The sequence below is a fragment of the Shewanella carassii genome, from assembly GCF_019670705.1.
In the GTDB taxonomy this organism is placed as follows: Bacteria; Pseudomonadota; Gammaproteobacteria; order Enterobacterales; family Shewanellaceae; genus Shewanella; species Shewanella carassii.
In genome coordinates, this window is record NZ_AP024618.1 from 3,829,086 (window position 1) to 3,845,139 (window position 16,054).

Annotated in this window: 12 protein-coding genes; 9 read left to right on the forward strand and 3 right to left on the reverse strand. The window is 56.8% G+C overall.

The annotated features are described in order from the left end of the window. Positions 1-208 precede the first annotated feature (208 nt). From K5621_RS17190 to K5621_RS17200, 3 genes are all read left to right on the forward strand, one after another. A complete protein-coding gene (locus K5621_RS17190; protein WP_221049872.1) occupies positions 209-1,936 on the forward strand; it encodes a DUF3373 domain-containing protein in 1,728 nt (575 codons plus the stop codon). A gap of 12 nt (positions 1,937-1,948) precedes the next feature. After that, positions 1,949-3,349 (forward strand): tetrathionate reductase family octaheme c-type cytochrome, encoded by a 1,401-nt coding sequence (locus K5621_RS17195; protein ID WP_221049873.1) that lies wholly within the window; start codon positions 1,949-1,951, stop codon positions 3,347-3,349. A 264-nt stretch (positions 3,350-3,613) separates the two neighbouring features. Beyond that, positions 3,614-4,756: a putative sulfate/molybdate transporter gene (locus K5621_RS17200; RefSeq protein ID WP_208243222.1), complete on the forward strand. Its 1,143-nt coding sequence runs from the start codon at positions 3,614-3,616 to the stop codon at positions 4,754-4,756. A 29-nt stretch (positions 4,757-4,785) separates the two neighbouring features. On the opposite strand, the gene K5621_RS17205 is transcribed toward K5621_RS17200, so the two are convergent. Next, entirely contained in the window at positions 4,786-6,552 is a 1,767-nt protein-coding gene (locus K5621_RS17205; RefSeq protein WP_100144931.1) for a sensor histidine kinase, read from the reverse strand. A 266-nt stretch (positions 6,553-6,818) separates the two neighbouring features. Here K5621_RS17205 and K5621_RS17210 point away from each other — a divergent pair, with 266 nt between their 5' ends. Both K5621_RS17210 and K5621_RS17215 read left to right on the forward strand, forming a co-directional pair. Continuing rightward, positions 6,819-7,415: a response regulator transcription factor gene (locus K5621_RS17210; RefSeq protein WP_268239857.1), complete on the forward strand. Its 597-nt coding sequence runs from the start codon at positions 6,819-6,821 to the stop codon at positions 7,413-7,415. 174 nt (positions 7,416-7,589) lie between these two features. Beyond that, on the forward strand, positions 7,590-9,635 hold the full coding sequence (locus K5621_RS17215; protein WP_100144623.1) for a TonB-dependent receptor: 2,046 nt from the start codon (positions 7,590-7,592) through the stop codon (positions 9,633-9,635). 120 nt (positions 9,636-9,755) lie between these two features. Here the strand turns inward: K5621_RS17215 and K5621_RS17220 are convergent, their stop codons facing one another. Further along, on the reverse strand, positions 9,756-10,286 hold the full coding sequence (locus K5621_RS17220) for a response regulator transcription factor (protein ID WP_100144621.1): 531 nt from the start codon (positions 10,284-10,286) through the stop codon (positions 9,756-9,758). Next, positions 10,283-11,575 (reverse strand): sensor histidine kinase, encoded by a 1,293-nt coding sequence (locus tag K5621_RS17225; RefSeq protein WP_425332449.1) that lies wholly within the window; start codon positions 11,573-11,575, stop codon positions 10,283-10,285. Before K5621_RS17225 ends, K5621_RS17220 begins: the two co-directional genes overlap by 4 nt. A 213-nt stretch (positions 11,576-11,788) precedes the next feature. Between K5621_RS17225 and K5621_RS17230 the strand changes: the two genes are divergently transcribed. The 4 genes from K5621_RS17230 (at position 11,789) to ureA (ending at position 16,051) form a co-directional block, all read left to right on the forward strand. After that, positions 11,789-13,681 (forward strand): alkaline phosphatase D family protein, encoded by a 1,893-nt coding sequence (locus tag K5621_RS17230; RefSeq protein WP_221049874.1) that lies wholly within the window; start codon positions 11,789-11,791, stop codon positions 13,679-13,681. Positions 13,682-13,769: 88 nt separating this feature from the next. After that, complete coding sequence (locus K5621_RS17235; RefSeq protein ID WP_221049875.1) at positions 13,770-14,672, forward strand: helix-turn-helix transcriptional regulator; 903 nt, start codon at positions 13,770-13,772, stop codon at positions 14,670-14,672. Positions 14,673-14,887: 215 nt separating this feature from the next. Further along, positions 14,888-15,733: an urease accessory protein UreD gene (locus K5621_RS17240; protein WP_245003105.1), complete on the forward strand. Its 846-nt coding sequence runs from the start codon at positions 14,888-14,890 to the stop codon at positions 15,731-15,733. A 15-nt stretch (positions 15,734-15,748) separates the two neighbouring features. Next, on the forward strand, positions 15,749-16,051 hold the full coding sequence (gene ureA / locus K5621_RS17245; RefSeq protein ID WP_039033550.1) for an urease subunit gamma: 303 nt from the start codon (positions 15,749-15,751) through the stop codon (positions 16,049-16,051). Positions 16,052-16,054: the final 3 nt, after the last annotated feature.

The following is a 16,054-nucleotide window of genomic DNA, read 5'->3' on the forward strand; positions in this document are numbered from 1 at the left end:
TGCCTGCTGTGTTGTGCTTCTTGCAAAGGACTAGGCCATTTGCTGCGAACCACGCCTTGCATCCAGGCCTGTAAGCCGACGCAGAGCACACATGGGACTTGTTCGCACCTTCCCATAATCATTAACAGTCAGTAAGCCAAGTATGGGGTTACCCCAGGGCCGCTTGCTGCCTGAAAACGACCGGCAAGGCCGGTCAGGAGAATCTACTATGCGTACTCTTATCGCACTGGCGGTGGCCCAGGCACTGGGTTTGGCTCTGCTGGGCAGCCCCCAGCTCCAGGCCGGAGAACTGGATGACAGCACCAAGATCCGCGAGCTTAAACAGCAACTGCAGGAGATCACCGAAGAGCTGGATATACTCAACAGCCGGGTGGACAAGACAGAGCGGCACACGGCGCTCGATCGACTGGAGATCAGCGGTGACTTTCGCACTCGAGCCCACTCGCTGCACTATGGCAATGTCACCTGGCATCCGGCGATCAAGATGGACTTCAACGACTTCGGCGCCAAAGCCATGGCCGGCGAACTGGGCAACCCCATGGATCCCACCTCGCCCCTTGGCAAGATGATGGCCGCCAACCCTGAGCTGGCCAACGCCTTTGCCCAGGGACAACTGCAGGGCGTTATGCCCTATGTGCTGGCGCCTTATCGCAGTGGCGACATAGACAATGACATCTTCTACACCACTCGGCTGCGGCTCGATCTCAAGGCCAAGGTGTGGGACAACGTCAGCTTTGCCGGACGCCTGACCATGTTCAAGGACTGGGGCGATTCCACCGGTGTGCAGGTGTTTGATTCCTGGCGCTCTTTCACCATGGACGGCACCAACTCAGGCAACCCCAGTGGCGACTGGCTGCGGGTCGAGCGCGCCTACTTTGACTGGAAAAACATCGGCGGCAGCGAGTTTTATCTGTCTGTCGGCCGTCGCCCCTCCACCTATGGTCCGCCGAGCCACTACCGGGAAAATGAAAAGCGTGGCGGCACCCCTTCCGGACACCTGGTCAACTTCAACTTTGACGGCGCCACTCTGGGCTACAAGCTTGGAGAGCTCACCGGGATAGAAGGCCAAGTGGTGCGTTTCTGTTACGGTCAGGGCTTTGAGTCCCAATGGGGCAATGGCGAGCTCTATGGCGATACCGTCAGCAAGGACACCCATCTGGGCGGTTTCAACATTGATGTGATCAACGACGGTAACCATTTCCTGCAACTGACCCTGTTTGCCGCGCGGGATATCAACGATGGTTTCAAGGGCACCATGGCCTTCCCCAACGAGTTGGCCGGAATTTTCGCTCCCACCCTCTACAGTGATCTGCAGAAATTCGACAACTTCAACTTTGTTACCCGGGTGCAACCCAGCGGGGTCATAGGCGACATGTACCTGGGCGGCCTGGGCTATGCCTATGAGTCCGATGACGATCTCAAGCTGTTTGCCTCCTTCGGCTGGACCCGCGCTGAGAGCAACGGCAACGCCGGCATGTTCGGCGGCATGTTGACCGATGCCGTGTTCCAGGCAGAACTCAACAGCAGTGGCGATGAACTGCTGCTGGTGCCATCCAGCGCCGAGTCCGATGCCTCCCACGATGGTTACGGCATCTATATCGGCATGCAGATCCCGGCGCCTTACGGCAAGTTCGGTCTGGAATACAACTATGGATCCAAGTACTGGACGCCCTTCACCCAGGCCCAGGACGACCCGGTCGGCAGCAAACTGGCCACCCGCGGCCATGTGACCGAGGCCTACTACATCTTCGATATCAATCCCAGGATGTTTATCAAGCTGGCGGGGCTCTACTACGACTATGAATACACTGGCTCGGGCACGCCCGTGGGTGCACCTGTGAAGGTGGATGAAGTGCTGGACGGCAGCGCCTATTCGTTATTGCCCGTGGTGGATACGGCGCTGGATATCAACGCCTCACTGACTGTGAATTTCTAGGGAGGAACACAGATGAAAACATTTTATCTGCCATTTATAGCCACGGCACTCTGGCTCGGCCTCCTGAGCCAGGCCCAGGCCATTGGCCCCCACAAAGAGGTGCTCAAGGGCCCTTTCAACACAGGCTCGGAAGTGACCCAGGCCTGTCTTGAGTGCCATGAAAAAGACGCCGATGACTTTATGCTGTCATCCCACTGGACCTGGGAGCTGGAGCAGGAACTGCCCGGACGTACAGTCAAACGGGGCAAGAAAAACTCCATCAACAACTTCTGTGTTTCCATTGCCGGTAATGAACCTCGCTGTACCGGCTGCCATGCCGGTTACGGCTGGAAAGACAACAGCTTCGACTTCAAGGACAAGACCAAGGTGGACTGCCTGGTGTGCCATGACACCACGGGCACCTATGTTAAAGATCCCGTTGCGGCCGGAGAGGTATTCAAGACAGTGGATCTGCTGCGGGTCGCCCAGAATGTCGGCAAGCCGGTGCGGGATAACTGCGGCAGCTGCCACTTCTATGGTGGCGGCGGAGATGCGGTCAAGCATGGCGATCTCGACTCCTCCATGGCCTACCCGGACAAGGCCACGGATGTACATATGGACAGCGACGGCAACGACTTCCAGTGTCAGGACTGCCACACCACCCAAAAGCATATGATCAGCGGTAACGCCATGGGTGTGTCCCCCGGCGGTGAAGATCATATCGGCTGTGACAATTGCCACGACAGTGCACCACACGGCAACAAACAGCTGAACAAGCACGCAGCCACTGTGGCCTGTCAGACCTGCCACATCCCCTTCTTTGCCCGCCATGAGCCCACCAAGCTGCACTGGGACTGGTCCACTGCCGGTGAAGACAGGGAAGAGAGCCTGGATCAATATGGTCGTCACAGCTACGCCAAGAAAAAGGGCAGCTTCGTTTGGGGCAAGATGGTCAAGCCCAGCTACGCCTGGTACAACGGCCGCGCCGATGCCTATATGGCCGGTGACAAGATGGATCCAGAGCAGGTCACCCGTCTGACCTTCCCCCTGGGTGACATTCAGGATCCCAAGGCGAAGATCTACCCCTTCAAGGTGCACACAGGCAAGCAGGTGTACGACAAGGTCAATAAGGTGCTGCTCAATCCCAAGACCTATGGCAAGGGCGGTTTCTGGTCTGAGTTTGACTGGGATAAGGCGATTCGCTTAGGGATGGCCGCAAGCGAGCCCATGCAGGCCAAGGGCATCAGCTACAGCGGTCAGTACGGCTTTGCCCAAACCGAAATGTGGTGGCGTATCAACCACATGGTCTCGCCCAAGAGCGAAGCACTCAAGTGCGCCGACTGCCACAACGGCGGTGACCGCCTCGACTGGCGGGCGCTGGGCTATGAGGGCGATCCCATGAAGTACAAAGGCGGCGCTCGCCACGCCCGCTGATCCGATTCAGGTAAGTCCTGAAGACCGGCTCCCGCATCTCCCACCTCCCGGGAGCCGGTCACTCTTAACATCCCCACCCCCAATAAAGTCATAAAATCACTGAGCCCAAAAAGACATTTAGACCCAGTTCCAGGTCAAAGTGTCCAAGCGGCGCTACACTAAATTAGACTATGGCGGTAAATTCGGGTCATTGATGATGCAACTCGCGGTAAAAAATGGCATTTTTCTTGCGTTGTCTGGGCATCCTTTTCTGTGGCAAGTGCAATGACAACAAACGGCAAGACTTTTTCCTCATTAAACCGCTCCCTGGGAGAGCTTAGCGGCGCCTTCGCCGATCTGGGAACCTTCCTCCCTCTAGTACTTGGGCTGATCGCCCTGAATCAGTTTTCTCCCCAAGGCATTTTTCTCGGTTTCGGTCTCTTTGCCATCGCCACCGCCCTATTTTATCGCCGCCCCATTCCCGTACAACCCATGAAGGTGATTGCCGCCCTGGTCATCGCCCAGGGGCTGACACCGGGCATGATGCAAGCCAGCGCCATGCTGATGGGAGTAATACTGCTGGTACTGGCGGCCTCCGGCGCCATCAGTTGGCTGTCGCGGCAAATATCCCAGGCTGTCAGTGTCGGTATCCAACTGGCCATAGGGCTGCAGCTGTTATGGATGGGTTTCAAGATGATGGCCGACGAGCCTGTGCTGGGATTCGGCGCATTCGCACTGATCTTCTTTGCCCGCTTTATCCCGCTGCGCTATCTGGCCATGCCCTTGGTGATCGCCCTCGGCATGCTGTGGCAATACCAGCAAGGCGGCAGCGACAGCGGCTTTGTGTTCAACAACACGCCTTGGCACTTGAGCTGGCCCGAGTTAAATGACTGGGGCGCCGCAGCGACCCTATTGGTGCTGCCACAACTGGCGTTGACTTTGACCAATGCCGTTATCGCCACCTCAGTGATGGCCAAAGAGAAGTTCCCCGAAGACAGCCAGCGTTTCAGCCCCAAGGCATTTGCCACCAGCTCTGGCCTGGCCAATCTGCTGCTGAGTCCCTTCGGTGCTTCGGCCATGTGCCACGGTGCCGGTGGATTGGCGGTGCAATACCATTTCGGTGCCCGCCACCTGTGGGCGCCGCTGATCTTCGGCGGCAGTTGCCTGCTAATAGCCCTCTCCTGGGGGGAAAACGTGGCCTGGCTGCTGAGCCTTATTCCGCTGGCTATTCTCGGTAGTCTGCTGTCCACCGCCGGCTTGCAGTTGGCCTGGTCCAAACGCCTCTTGGACGGCAAGCCTTTCTGTATCTTTGTTATCCTGGCGACCGCCGTGGTGAGCCTGGCCGTCAATGCCGCCGCCGGTCTGGCAGTAGGTGTGGTGCTGGAATTCGGCCGCCGCCAGTGGCAAACCCTGAGCGCGCTGCGCTAACACCCAAGCATTGCTCACAAGGCATTGCCTCACTCGGCAGGCAATGCCTCTGCCAAGGGCAACCAGACCCGCACCCGACAACCGCGGCAATCGCGGCGGTTTTCCAGCTCCAGATGACCATTATGCTGAGTCACTACATCGCGGCAGATGGCCAGTCCCAATCCCAAACCATCCTCCTTGGTCGTTGCAAAAGAGGCGATGAGCTCTTCTGCCGAGGCACTGAGTCCAGCGCCGGAATCCAATAACTCCAGCAGTAACCACTCTCCCTTGGCAGCAGTTGATGGGGGGGGAGACTCGTAGTCGATCGCCACCTGAATTTCCCGCTTGCCCGCTACCCCTTCCAAGGCATCGATGGCATTTTTCAATAGATTGACCAGCATTTGGCTCAGGCCTACCGCATCTCCCAACAAGGGGCGTGCCGTCCCATGATGACTGATTTTGAGCTCAATATGCTGTTGCTCTATGGGACGTTGGAACAGTGCCAGCGCATCTTTGAGCAAGTGCTCAATCTCGATCAGTTCCGGCTCTGCACGGCGCCGACGCAATAAGCCACGAATGCGATGTACCACAGCTCCAGCGCGGATAGACTGGTTGTTGATCTTGGTCAGCACCTCGCGCATGGCATCGGCACGCTCACCGCAACCGCTGGCGGCGCGCTGCTCTAACACCATCATGGCGCCCTCACTGTATTGAGTAATGGCGGCTATGGGTTGGTTGAGTTCGTGCGCCAGCCCGGCACCGATTTCACCCAATATGGCAGCACTCTGTATTCGCTCCAGTTGCAGTGCCTTTTCCCGCAGTTGCCGCTCTGCCGCCAACAGGTATTCACTCTTCTGACGAAACTTGTATTCCAGCCATAGGTGATAGAGCGTCGAGATCAGGAACAATAACAACAAGACGCCGCCCCACTCCTGGTTCTTACGCACCCAGTCGATAGCGGCTTCATAGAGTGGTGGCGGACCGCCATGTAACTCCAGCTCTTCATACAACTTAATCACCTTGAGCTGACTGATGGGGGCGGTCCACCCCATAATATCTGCCTGAATTGCGGCTTCAGAGTCATAGGGCAGATCAAACAATGCCAGAGTCACTGCCTGGGTAATATGGCTGGGCACTAGGTCAGAGGCGGCAAACGACCAGTTGGGATAGAGGGCGCTGCTGGTCTCGCAGTCATAACCCTCGGGCTTAACGCCGTTAATCACCCGATAGTCCTCCCGCTCGACCAAACCGGTTTCCACCATCTCTTCCAAAGTACAGAAAGGGGTAATGGCGGCATCGACAGTGCGGTCACGCACCTGATAAACCAGAGGTTCCAACGGGAACCCCAAAAAACGCACCTCGCCGAAGAAACGTTTGGCGGCAAAGCCGCGCTTATTCAGCAAGCCTACCGTCGCCTGATATCCTCCCAGCGCCTGAGGATCGCTGGCCACCACAGTGGCGCCACGCAACTCTTCAATGTTGCGCACCGGGCTGTCGGCCCGCACTATGATCGCCGAACTGATGGCAAAGGTGGTGCCCTGATGTTTGCGACTGCGCATGGTGGCCAGCCACGACAGGGGCAACTGGCTGCTGAGACTTAAATACTGTCCCGGGTTGGTCACAATGAAGTGGATCCTGTGCTCCAGCAGTTGCTGATTCATCTGCGTAAATGTCAGTGGCACAACTTCAAAGCGATTACCGGGCAGCTGTTGGCTCAGATAACGCATCATGGGACGCCATCTCTCTTTGGCTTGAGCGACCCCATGGTTGGCCAAGACTCCGACCCGAAAAACAGCCTCTATGGGTTCGTCACCCATTTCGGCATCGGTCGCCGGTTCATACAGTTGCGCCGAAGCCGAAGCACATCCGGCTCCCAACAACAGTATCAAGATTAATATTTTGGCCATTCCCACTCCCCTTTCATCCATGAAGATAAGCTAATACAGCCAGCAAAAGAATAACTTGATGGAGGGCAAATGTCGGTCAATACCTCAGTGATCTGGCTCTAAAAGCCAGCAACCAGGTTTGAGCCCAGATACAACAAAGATTAGGATTGGCTTATTCACCCCAGTGAGAAATCTTAGTGACAAATGTAACTGACACCGTACTTTATCTGGTGGACGATGATGCTGCCGTCCGTGACTCGCTCAGTTTTATGCTCAGCCAATTTGGTTACCAACTGCAAGCCTTTGCCTGTGGCCAGGAGTTTCTCAATAACGCCAAGCTGACGGGGCCGGGTTGTGTCATTCTCGATAGCCGCATGCCGGAGCTCACGGGAGAGCAGGTACAGCAAAAACTGCTGGAAGCCAACAGCCCGCTGGGGATCATCTTTCTTACCGGTCATGGCGATCTCCCCATGGCGGTCAACGCCTTCCGCCAGGGAGCCTGCGACTTTTTCCAGAAACCCGTTGCCGGCAAGGCACTGGCTGCGGCCATCGAAAAGGCGTTCGACTACAGCCTCAAGACCCATGAACAGCAACAGCTGCAGCAGAAATACGCCACCCTAACCGAACGCGAGCAGCAGGTATTGCAGCTCTTGGTGCAAGGGATGACCAACAAACAGATGTCCGAGGCCCTCTACCTGTCACTACGTACCATAGAAGTGCATCGCGCCAAGATCATGAAGCGGCTCGGTGTCCACAGCATTGCCGAACTGATCAAGTTCACTCCGCTGGCATAATAGCGGCCCAAATGAGAGCCGTCCTCTTGGCTCCCCCCCCCCAACACAGATAAAACCACTTAGGGATAATGATGCAGGTGCGACAGCTTGTCGCACTTTGGCTGTTTACCTTTGCCCAGCTTGGTTATCAGGCACAGAATGGGCCTCCTTCAAAACAACCAAAATCAATAAGATATGCGCTTTTATCCTTCGACTCTATATTTGGCTTTATTGCCTATTCTCGGCCTTGGCACCTCTGTCCAGGCCAGTGATTCTCCCATGGAAGTGCTGGTGGTACGCGGCAGTGTACAGAGCAGCGTACTGCATACCTCACCCGAAACGGCGTCTCCCAAGGCCGACATCAGCGGCTTACTAAGATCTCTTCCCGGCGCCAACGTTAACAGCAACGGCCCGCTGACCGGCATAGCTCAGTATCGTGGCCTTTTCGGTGACAGAGTGGAAACCCAGGTCGGCGGCATGAGCATGGCCGGAGCCGGCCCCAATGCCATGGATACCCCGCTAAGTTATGCCGTGCCGGTGATCACCGAGCAGTTAGAACTGGATCGCGGCATAGCCCCGGTAGCCAGCGGCGTCGATACCCTGGGTGGCAGCATCCGGGTCGTGGAATCTCAGGCGCGTTTCGATGAATTCAGCGGTCTGGTCAGCGGCCAATACCAGCACAATGGCGAGCAGAGCCGCATCGGCGTCAAGAGTAATTTCGGCGGCGAGCGCCAAGCGCTCATGCTGTATGGCGACATGTTCAAGGGCAATGATGTGCCCGAGAGTGGCGACAACCACCCCTTATTGCCAGGCGTCTACGACAAACAGGTATTCGGTGGTGAATACAGATTCAACCTGGCCGACAGCAGCGCCGATGACGAGTCGATAGCCTTCTCATTCCAACATTTGGAAACCACAGATGCCGCCACCCCGGCACTGCCGATGGATATCGGCTATATCCGCACCGACAGATTCAAACTCAGTGGCGAGCACCTGCTGGCCGATTGGCAGATGCGCTGGCACCTGGGCTACAGCGATGCCCGCCACGGCATGGACAACTTCAGCCTGCGGATGAAAAAGCCCACTGTGGCACCGCGTTATACCATAGCCGACTCCAAGAGTTTCGATGGCCATTGGCAACTTGCCAAAGATAGCTGGGAATTTGGCTTTGACTGGCGTCAGGCCGAGCATGACACCCTAATCACAGATCCGAGCAACAGCAAATTCCAGGTGGATAACTTCAACGGTGTCAACGACAGCGTTTACAGCCTCTACGCCCAATGGCAGCAGGAGTTTGGCCGCTGGAGCTGGCAACTGGGCAGCCGGGTAAAACACTACAGGTTTGATGCCGATGCCGTGAACCACTCTATGGCGGCCATGAAACCGGCAATCAAGACCCTGATGGACAGATTCAACCAGGCCGATCGCAGCCAAAACGATACCGGGCTGGACTTGGTGATCAACGGCCGCTTTGAAATCGACAATGAGCTGGATGCCATTATCGGCCTGGCGCGCAAACAGGCCAGTGCCAGCTACCAACAGCGTTACCTATGGGTGCCGATGCAATCCACCGGCGGGCTGGCCGATGGCCGTACCTATGTGGGCCAGATGGACTTGGATCTGGAAACCGCTTGGCAGCTGGAACTGGGACTGGATTTACACCGCCAGGATTTCAGTCTGACCCCTAGGGTATTTGTCCAAAGGATCGACAACTATATTCAGGGCCTCCCCACGGATGACCCGGCCATTATCGCCGCCGGAGATGCCAACACCTTGGTGTTCAGCAATACCGATGCCCTGCTCTACGGCATGGATGTCAACGCCCGCTGGCAACTGCATGAACAGTGGAGTCTGGATCTGCAGGCGGCCTATACCTATGGCGAACGCCGCGACGTGGAAGACAAACTCTACCGTATCGCCCCGCCCAACCTGACCCTGGGCCTCAACTGGGATCAAGGCAGCTGGTTTGCCCGCCTGGAGACAGTAGCGGTTGCCGCCCAGGACAAGGTCTCGGCCACTCAGCTGGAGCAGGAAACTGCAGGCTATGGCTTAGTCAATATGGCGGCCGGTTACCGCGGTGACAGCTTTATGCTCAAGCTTGGGGTAGACAACCTGCTGGACAGAGAATATGTCGACCATCTCGCCGGTTATAACCGGGTGATGGGCGGTGATATTGCGGTAGGCGAGCGTTTGCCACAACCCGGTCTCAACGCCTGGGTCATGGGCGAGTACCGTTTTTAAGGGAGTCCTGACTGACGCCCACTTCCGGGTTCATCCTCTTCGTGCTCCCGCAGGCCTTAGAGATATCCACTGCTATTGAACCTGCCCGGCCTTTTCTCGTCTCGAAAGGCCGGGATTTTTTTAGGCAACAGGTTTCTTGGCCAACTTGCGTTGCAAAGTACGTCTGTGCATCCCCAACTGGCGAGCGGTGGCCGAAACATTCCCCTTATTAGCATTGAGTACCTGCTGAATGTGTTCCCACTCCAACCGCTTGGGGTGTAACGGGGTTTCGTCCGGCAACGGCTGGACAATGTTAGGCTCGGGGTCGACATGAAGCGCCGCCAGAAGAGTCTGGGTATCGGCCGGCTTGGCCAGATAGTTATCGGCCCCCAGTTTGACCGCCTCTACCGCAGTGGCGATACTGGCAAAGCCTGTGAGCAGCACGATACAGGCCTTGGGCAGGCTGGCTCGCAGCGGCACAATCAGATTTAGGCCATTGCTTTGCGCCAACTTCATATCCAGCAATACATGGCTCGGCTGCCAACTGCGGGCGCTGAGCAACGCTTGACTGGCCTCTTCGGCATGGCAGCATTCAAAACCGTACCTCTGCATGCGCCGTTTCAAAATGGCAGCCAATGCCAGGTCATCTTCAATGATCAACAGTCGCTTCATGCCGGTTTTCCCACAGTGGCAGCGAGAGGCTGCAAGGGCAGACTGACGCGCGCTTCACAACCCTGGGGGCCGTTTTGGAGGATCAATTGACCACCTAACCTTTCCAGGCTGGCGTGGCTCAATAGTACGGCAACGCCCATGCCGGTGCGGCTCGCCACCGGCATCAGCCCGAGTTCACCCAAGAGATGCGCCTCTATGCCGCGACCATAATCCTTGATGCGGATCTCCAGTTGGGTCTCAGTGGCAGCTTCAAAACCGATTTCAACTTTAGGTACATTGATATTACCGAGGCTAGCCTTGGCGGCGTTATCCACCAGCGCCAGTAAAGCCGGTAACAAGCTGGCATCTGTGATAATTTCACGTTCAGTCAGGCCAGCGGGCAGGGTAAGGCTAAAATCCACCTCGGGCATCAGCAGCATCAGCTGTTGGCGCATGTTGTGTCCCAGGTCATCTAAACTGATGAGCTGACGACGGCGCTCTCGAATCGATTCAGTGGCATTCCGAAGCTCATTGAGTGTAACCTCACAGCGGGCCAGAGCCTGGCCCATCTGTTCGAGTGCCTCCCTATCTGCGCCCTCTTCCATGACTTCGTCCAACAATAATCTGAGACTGGCTAGTGGAGTCGCCAACTGGTGTGCCATCTGCGCCGAAGCCGTGCCCAGCGCCAACAGCTGTTCTTGTCGCAGCTGATTTTCCCTCAGCCAACCGAGCTCAGTATCCTGACGCCGCAGACGGCGGCTTATCAAGGCGACACTGGTAGTCAACACCAATGCCGACACCACAAAATTGAGCCACATCCCCAGAAAGTGTGAGCTCATATCCATGCCGTGATGGCGCACATGACCTTCCGGCAGGCTTAAGATCATCAGGCTATAGGCCAGGGTCGACAGCACCGCCAGGCTCCAACTGCCCCAGGCGGGTAAGGTGACCGCCGCCAGCGCAATCGGCACCAGCAACAACGAAATAAAGGCATTGGTGGCGCCACCGGAAAACCATAACCAGGAGATCCAGAACAGGGTATCCAGCAACAGGGCGATGAAGATACCGGCACTCTGACGATAGAGGGGATGGCGCAGCCACAGGGTCAGGGCCAGATAGGCGCTTTCCAGCCCCAGGATCCACGTCAAGGGTTCGGGTTGTGGCGTCAGGCCAAAGGCATCACTGCCAAACAGAGTCAGCCCCAGCTGCAATATCAACCCTAATCCTCTCAGCAACGCCAGCTGATCCGCCGCCGCCAGGCCGCCGGTTCGGCCAAACAGCCCATCCATCCCCAGCAACACTTTTTTCATGAATCACTCATCCCAATCTGGCAAAAGTATCAGACCGGCATCCATGGTAAGCCCGCCTTGAAATTCCAAGACTCAAAATTGGAAACACCTGCCATTGACATTTTTGCAACACATTAACAAGGCTTCACATTCTAGGGGCTTTTCAAAGCCAAAGCACTTGTTTACCCTGTGGATTCACCCTTTTTCATTCCTGAGAGGCTGCGAAATCCGCCGATGACCACTTCCTCTTCCTTGCCGCTGATCTTGGCCGGCCCGATATTGCGTCACTGCGACCGGGACCATTTCACCCTCTGGTGGGTCAGCAGCAAACCGTTGAGCCCAAAATTGACGCTTAAGTTGAGTCACAAGTCGGCGCCCTTGCCGCTGAATGAAGAACAAGTGCACCGAGTGCAACTGGGCGAACATGCCTGGCAGTATCTGCTGCACCTTGAGGTTCCCGGATTGCTGCCCCAAGGGCAAGCCGTGGGTTATAGCCTGGAAGATGCCGATGGTAAGTCTCTGTTCGCCGGTATCGACGGCCTATGTTATCCGGGCAAATCCACTCCCGAACTGGTGCTGCAGCCCAGGCTGGATCGTTTGCTGCACGGCTCCTGTCGCAACCCGCATCATCACAGCGGCGATGCACTGGTGGCGGCCGATACTCTGCTGGAACAGAACAATGCCCCGGCCGAGCGCCCGGCGCTGTTGATGCTAAGCGGCGATCAGCTCTATGTCGATGATGTGACCGGCCCCACCCTGGTGGCCATTGCCCAGGTAATCGCATTGCTGGGACTGAAACAGGAAAGCTTTAGTGACGCCCCGCTCAAGGACTCGACACAGATAGACTATGGTCCAGACTCTCTCTACCAAAGGCCGAAACAGCTCTTGCCCCGCACCCAATATCCGGGCAAAACCTTCATCTGGCGCTGGTATATCAATCACCCCATATTCACCTCTTCGATGGCTGAAAACCATCTACTGAGCTTCGCCGAAGTCACTGCCCTGTATCTGCTGATCTGGTCACCGGAACTGTGGCAGCAACTGGAACTGCCGCAGCAGTTACCCGGGCTGACCGGCAAACGGGCACAGGAGTGGCAGACCCAGTGGCAACATCTGTTGGAGTTCAAGGCGGGCCTTGGCAAGGTTAGGCGCCTTTTGGCGCATCTGCCCACCTATATGATCTTCGACGATCATGACATCACCGACGACTGGAACCTGACCGCCCGCTGGGAAGAGGCCGCCTATGGTCACGCCTTCTCCAAGCGCATCATAGGCAATGCCTTGCTGGGTTACACCTTGTTTCAGGCCCTTGGCAATCAACCCAAGAGGTTTACCGACTTTTTCGAAGAGCTGAGCGGCCTCTATCTGGCCGACAGCGAGCGCCAGGATGCCCTGATAGACAAGCTGCTCAAGTGTGAAAACTGGCACTACACCCTGGATACTCAGCCCAGAATGGTGGTACTGGATACCCGTACCCGCCGCTGGCGCAGCGAATCCAACCTGGCCAAGCCTTCCGGGTTGATGGACTGGGAGGCGCTGATGGATCTGCAGCAGGCACTGCTGGGCCAGGATAAGGTCATCATAGTGTCGGCGGCACCGATTTTCGGGGTCAAACTGATTGAGGCGGTGCAGCGCACGGCCACCCTGATCGGAGCTTCGCTGCTGGTGGATGCCGAAAACTGGATGGCGCACCCTGGCGCCGCCAACGCCCTGCTGTCGATCTTCATGCACAGACGTACCCCGCAGGAGTTTGTGATCCTCTCCGGCGATGTGCACTACTCCTTTGCTTATGACATAGGGATCCGCTTTCGCCGTGCCAGTCCCAACATCTACCAGATCACCGCCAGCGGCATCAAAAATCAGTTCCCGGAAAAGCTGCTGCCTGTATTTGATAAGCTCAACGGCTGGCTCTATGGTCATTTCTCGCCGCTCAATCTGCTGACCAAACGCAAACGCATGTCGATCCGCGGCCGCCGCCCCAATGGAGCCCCCAGCAAGCGCCTAGTCAACCAAAGCGGTATCGGCCTCCTGGAACTGGCAGAAAACGGCGCCCCCAAGCGGATAGCCGTACTGCACGCCGATATGAGCCTGACCGAGTTTCAAGCCCCCAAAGACAGCCGCGACTGAAGCCTGGAGAGCGGATTTTATTCTGCCCGGCTTGGTGACAAGCCGGCTCAGGTTATAATGCAGGCATTCATCCCGGGCAAGACTCACGATGCAATACCGACATATCGACTCATCCAGACATTTAGAACTGCGCGAATTTTATATAGATAACGCGCTTTTGGTGCGTCTGCACTCCGCTCATGGCTGGGTCAGTATCAATGGTGAGCGACTGAGCGTGAACCAGGATACTCTGCTGATCATTCCCCGTTTTGCCCACATCTCCTGTCATATAGAAGCGGCGCAGCAACCGCTGACGCTACAAACGCTGACGCTGGATGAAGCTTTGCTGGAAGAGTTGGCCGTCGACTATCTGCCGGGCCAATGTCAGACAGATGGTCACTATCGCCGCTACGCCCTGAGTACGCCGGATGCCGCCAGAGACAACTTTGAACTGCTGCGGCTCACCCATGAACTGGTGAGCCCAACCCCCCAGGCCCCCTGTCTGCTACGCCAATGTCAGTATTTTATCCTCAAGGCAATACTGGCCGCCGGAGTCGATCTGTTCAATACCCTCAGAGTCAAATATGACGAACCCAGGGAAAGAGCGCTGGCACGCCTGATCATGACAGATCCCGGTCATAAATGGACCCTGGAACAAGTCGCCGCCCGTCTGTATACCAGCCCGGCCACACTCAGGCGTCACTTGCAACAGGAAGGCTACAGTTTCAGTAAGTTATTGCTGGAAGTGCGCATGGGGGTGGCTCTCAACTATTTGACCTTCACCGACTTCCCGGTCAGCCGGGTCAGCAAGCTGTCCGGGTTTCACAGCCCGGCCTATTTCTGCGACAAGTTCAAGCAGCATCAGGGAATGACCCCACTGCAGTTTCGCAGTCATTCCCGCAGCGGCAACGACATTCTGGCGCTGTTTGCCCTCAAGGATAGCGGCTCACCTGGGCACAGACGTCCATCACTGGTGCTGGCGGAACCTCCGGAAACAACAACTGCGAAATAAAATGAGCAGATAACGAAATGAATTCGCTTGGGCGACTCTTGTCGCCATGCTTGACAGCTCCTATGATCTCCGGCGTCCGTCGACCTTTCTCTCTTCGCCCTACCGCTTAGTTTTCTGCGGTGCATCCAGGGCGTGGTCGACGCCGAACTGATCGAAATCGAGTCCAACTTTCAAACAACTAGATGCCTTTTGACAATTCCTGGGCAGGGGTAAGTGTGTCTGTAATTCCTGTAACGCATGCCAACTGGCGTGCCCGACTCTATCTGCGCTATGGCCCCAGACGGGGGCAAACCCGGCTGCTGCAAAGGGAACAGTTTGGTCCCTTGCTGGTGCAGCGCCCGTTTCAGGCCGAAGCCGGGGTCTGCCACACCTATCTATTACATCCACCGGGAGGCGTAGTCGGCGGCGACCAGCTACAAATTATTATCGCCGCCGACAGCGGTGCCCACAGCCTGGTAACCACTCCGGGCGCCGGTAAGTTTTACCGCAGCGGCGGCCAATATGCGGCTCAGCAACTGCAACTGCAAGTGGCCGATGGCGCCCTGCTGGAATGGCTGCCCCAGGAAACCCTGTTTTTCCCCGGTGCCTGTGCCCGCCTGGAAACCCGCATAGAGCTGGTCACAGGTGCACGCTTCATCGGCTGGGAGATGCTCTGCTTCGGTCGCCCTGTGCTCAAGGAATGCTTCAGCCATGGCGATATTCGCGGCCGCAGCCAAATTTATCTGGATGGCGAGCTGCGCCTGTCCGAAGGCCTGTTTGTGCAGCAGGCCGGCAACCCAGAGCAGTTGGCGGGATTGCAAACCTATCCCATGCAGGGCAACTGCTACGTTTTCCCCGCCGATGCGCAGTTGCTGGCGTTGGTACGCCAGGCATTGACGACCTTCGCCGCAGGCACAAACGACTTTGAATACGGTGCCACCCTGGTAGACGGCATTCTTTGTATCCGTTTGCTGGGACACCAAACCGAAGTGCTGATGACGGCCTTGATTGCCGTCTGGCAACAGATCCACCAACACTGGCACGGACGTCTGCCGCAGCCGCCAAGGATTTGGGCGACCTGATAGCGAGACCAGAAGATGGAATTGACCCCAAGAGAAAAAGACAAACTGTTGTTGTTCACCGCCGGGCTGGTGGCTGAACGTCGCCGGGCCCGTGGCCTGAAGCTGAACTACCCGGAAGCGGTAGCCCTGATCTCCTGTGAAATCATGGAGCGGGCCCGCGACGGCAAGACGGTGGCCGAATTGATGAACTACGGCCGCACCATACTCAGTGCCGAGGATGTGATGGAGGGCGTCCCTGAGATGATCAGCGACATTCAGGTGGAATGCACCTTCCCCGACGGCACCAAGTTGGTGTCGATCCACGAACCGATAATCTGATTG

Coding starts and splice junctions, on each gene's coding strand:
- K5621_RS17205 (WP_100144931.1), bottom strand. CDS start 6,552: ATGGGTGACGAACCCATAGAGGCTGTTTTTCGGGTCGGAGTCTTGGCC.
- K5621_RS17220 (WP_100144621.1), bottom strand. CDS start 10,286: ATGAAGCGACTGTTGATCATTGAAGATGACCTGGCATTGGCTGCCATT.
- K5621_RS17215 (WP_100144623.1), top strand. CDS start 7,590: ATGCGCTTTTATCCTTCGACTCTATATTTGGCTTTATTGCCTATTCTC.
- K5621_RS17230 (WP_221049874.1), top strand. CDS start 11,789: ATGACCACTTCCTCTTCCTTGCCGCTGATCTTGGCCGGCCCGATATTG.
- K5621_RS17200 (WP_208243222.1), top strand. CDS start 3,614: ATGACAACAAACGGCAAGACTTTTTCCTCATTAAACCGCTCCCTGGGA.
- K5621_RS17195 (WP_221049873.1), top strand. CDS start 1,949: ATGAAAACATTTTATCTGCCATTTATAGCCACGGCACTCTGGCTCGGC.
- K5621_RS17235 (WP_221049875.1), top strand. CDS start 13,770: ATGCAATACCGACATATCGACTCATCCAGACATTTAGAACTGCGCGAA.
- K5621_RS17190 (WP_221049872.1), top strand. CDS start 209: ATGCGTACTCTTATCGCACTGGCGGTGGCCCAGGCACTGGGTTTGGCT.
- ureA (WP_039033550.1), top strand. CDS start 15,749: ATGGAATTGACCCCAAGAGAAAAAGACAAACTGTTGTTGTTCACCGCC.
- K5621_RS17225 (WP_425332449.1), bottom strand. CDS start 11,575: ATGAAAAAAGTGTTGCTGGGGATGGATGGGCTGTTTGGCCGAACCGGC.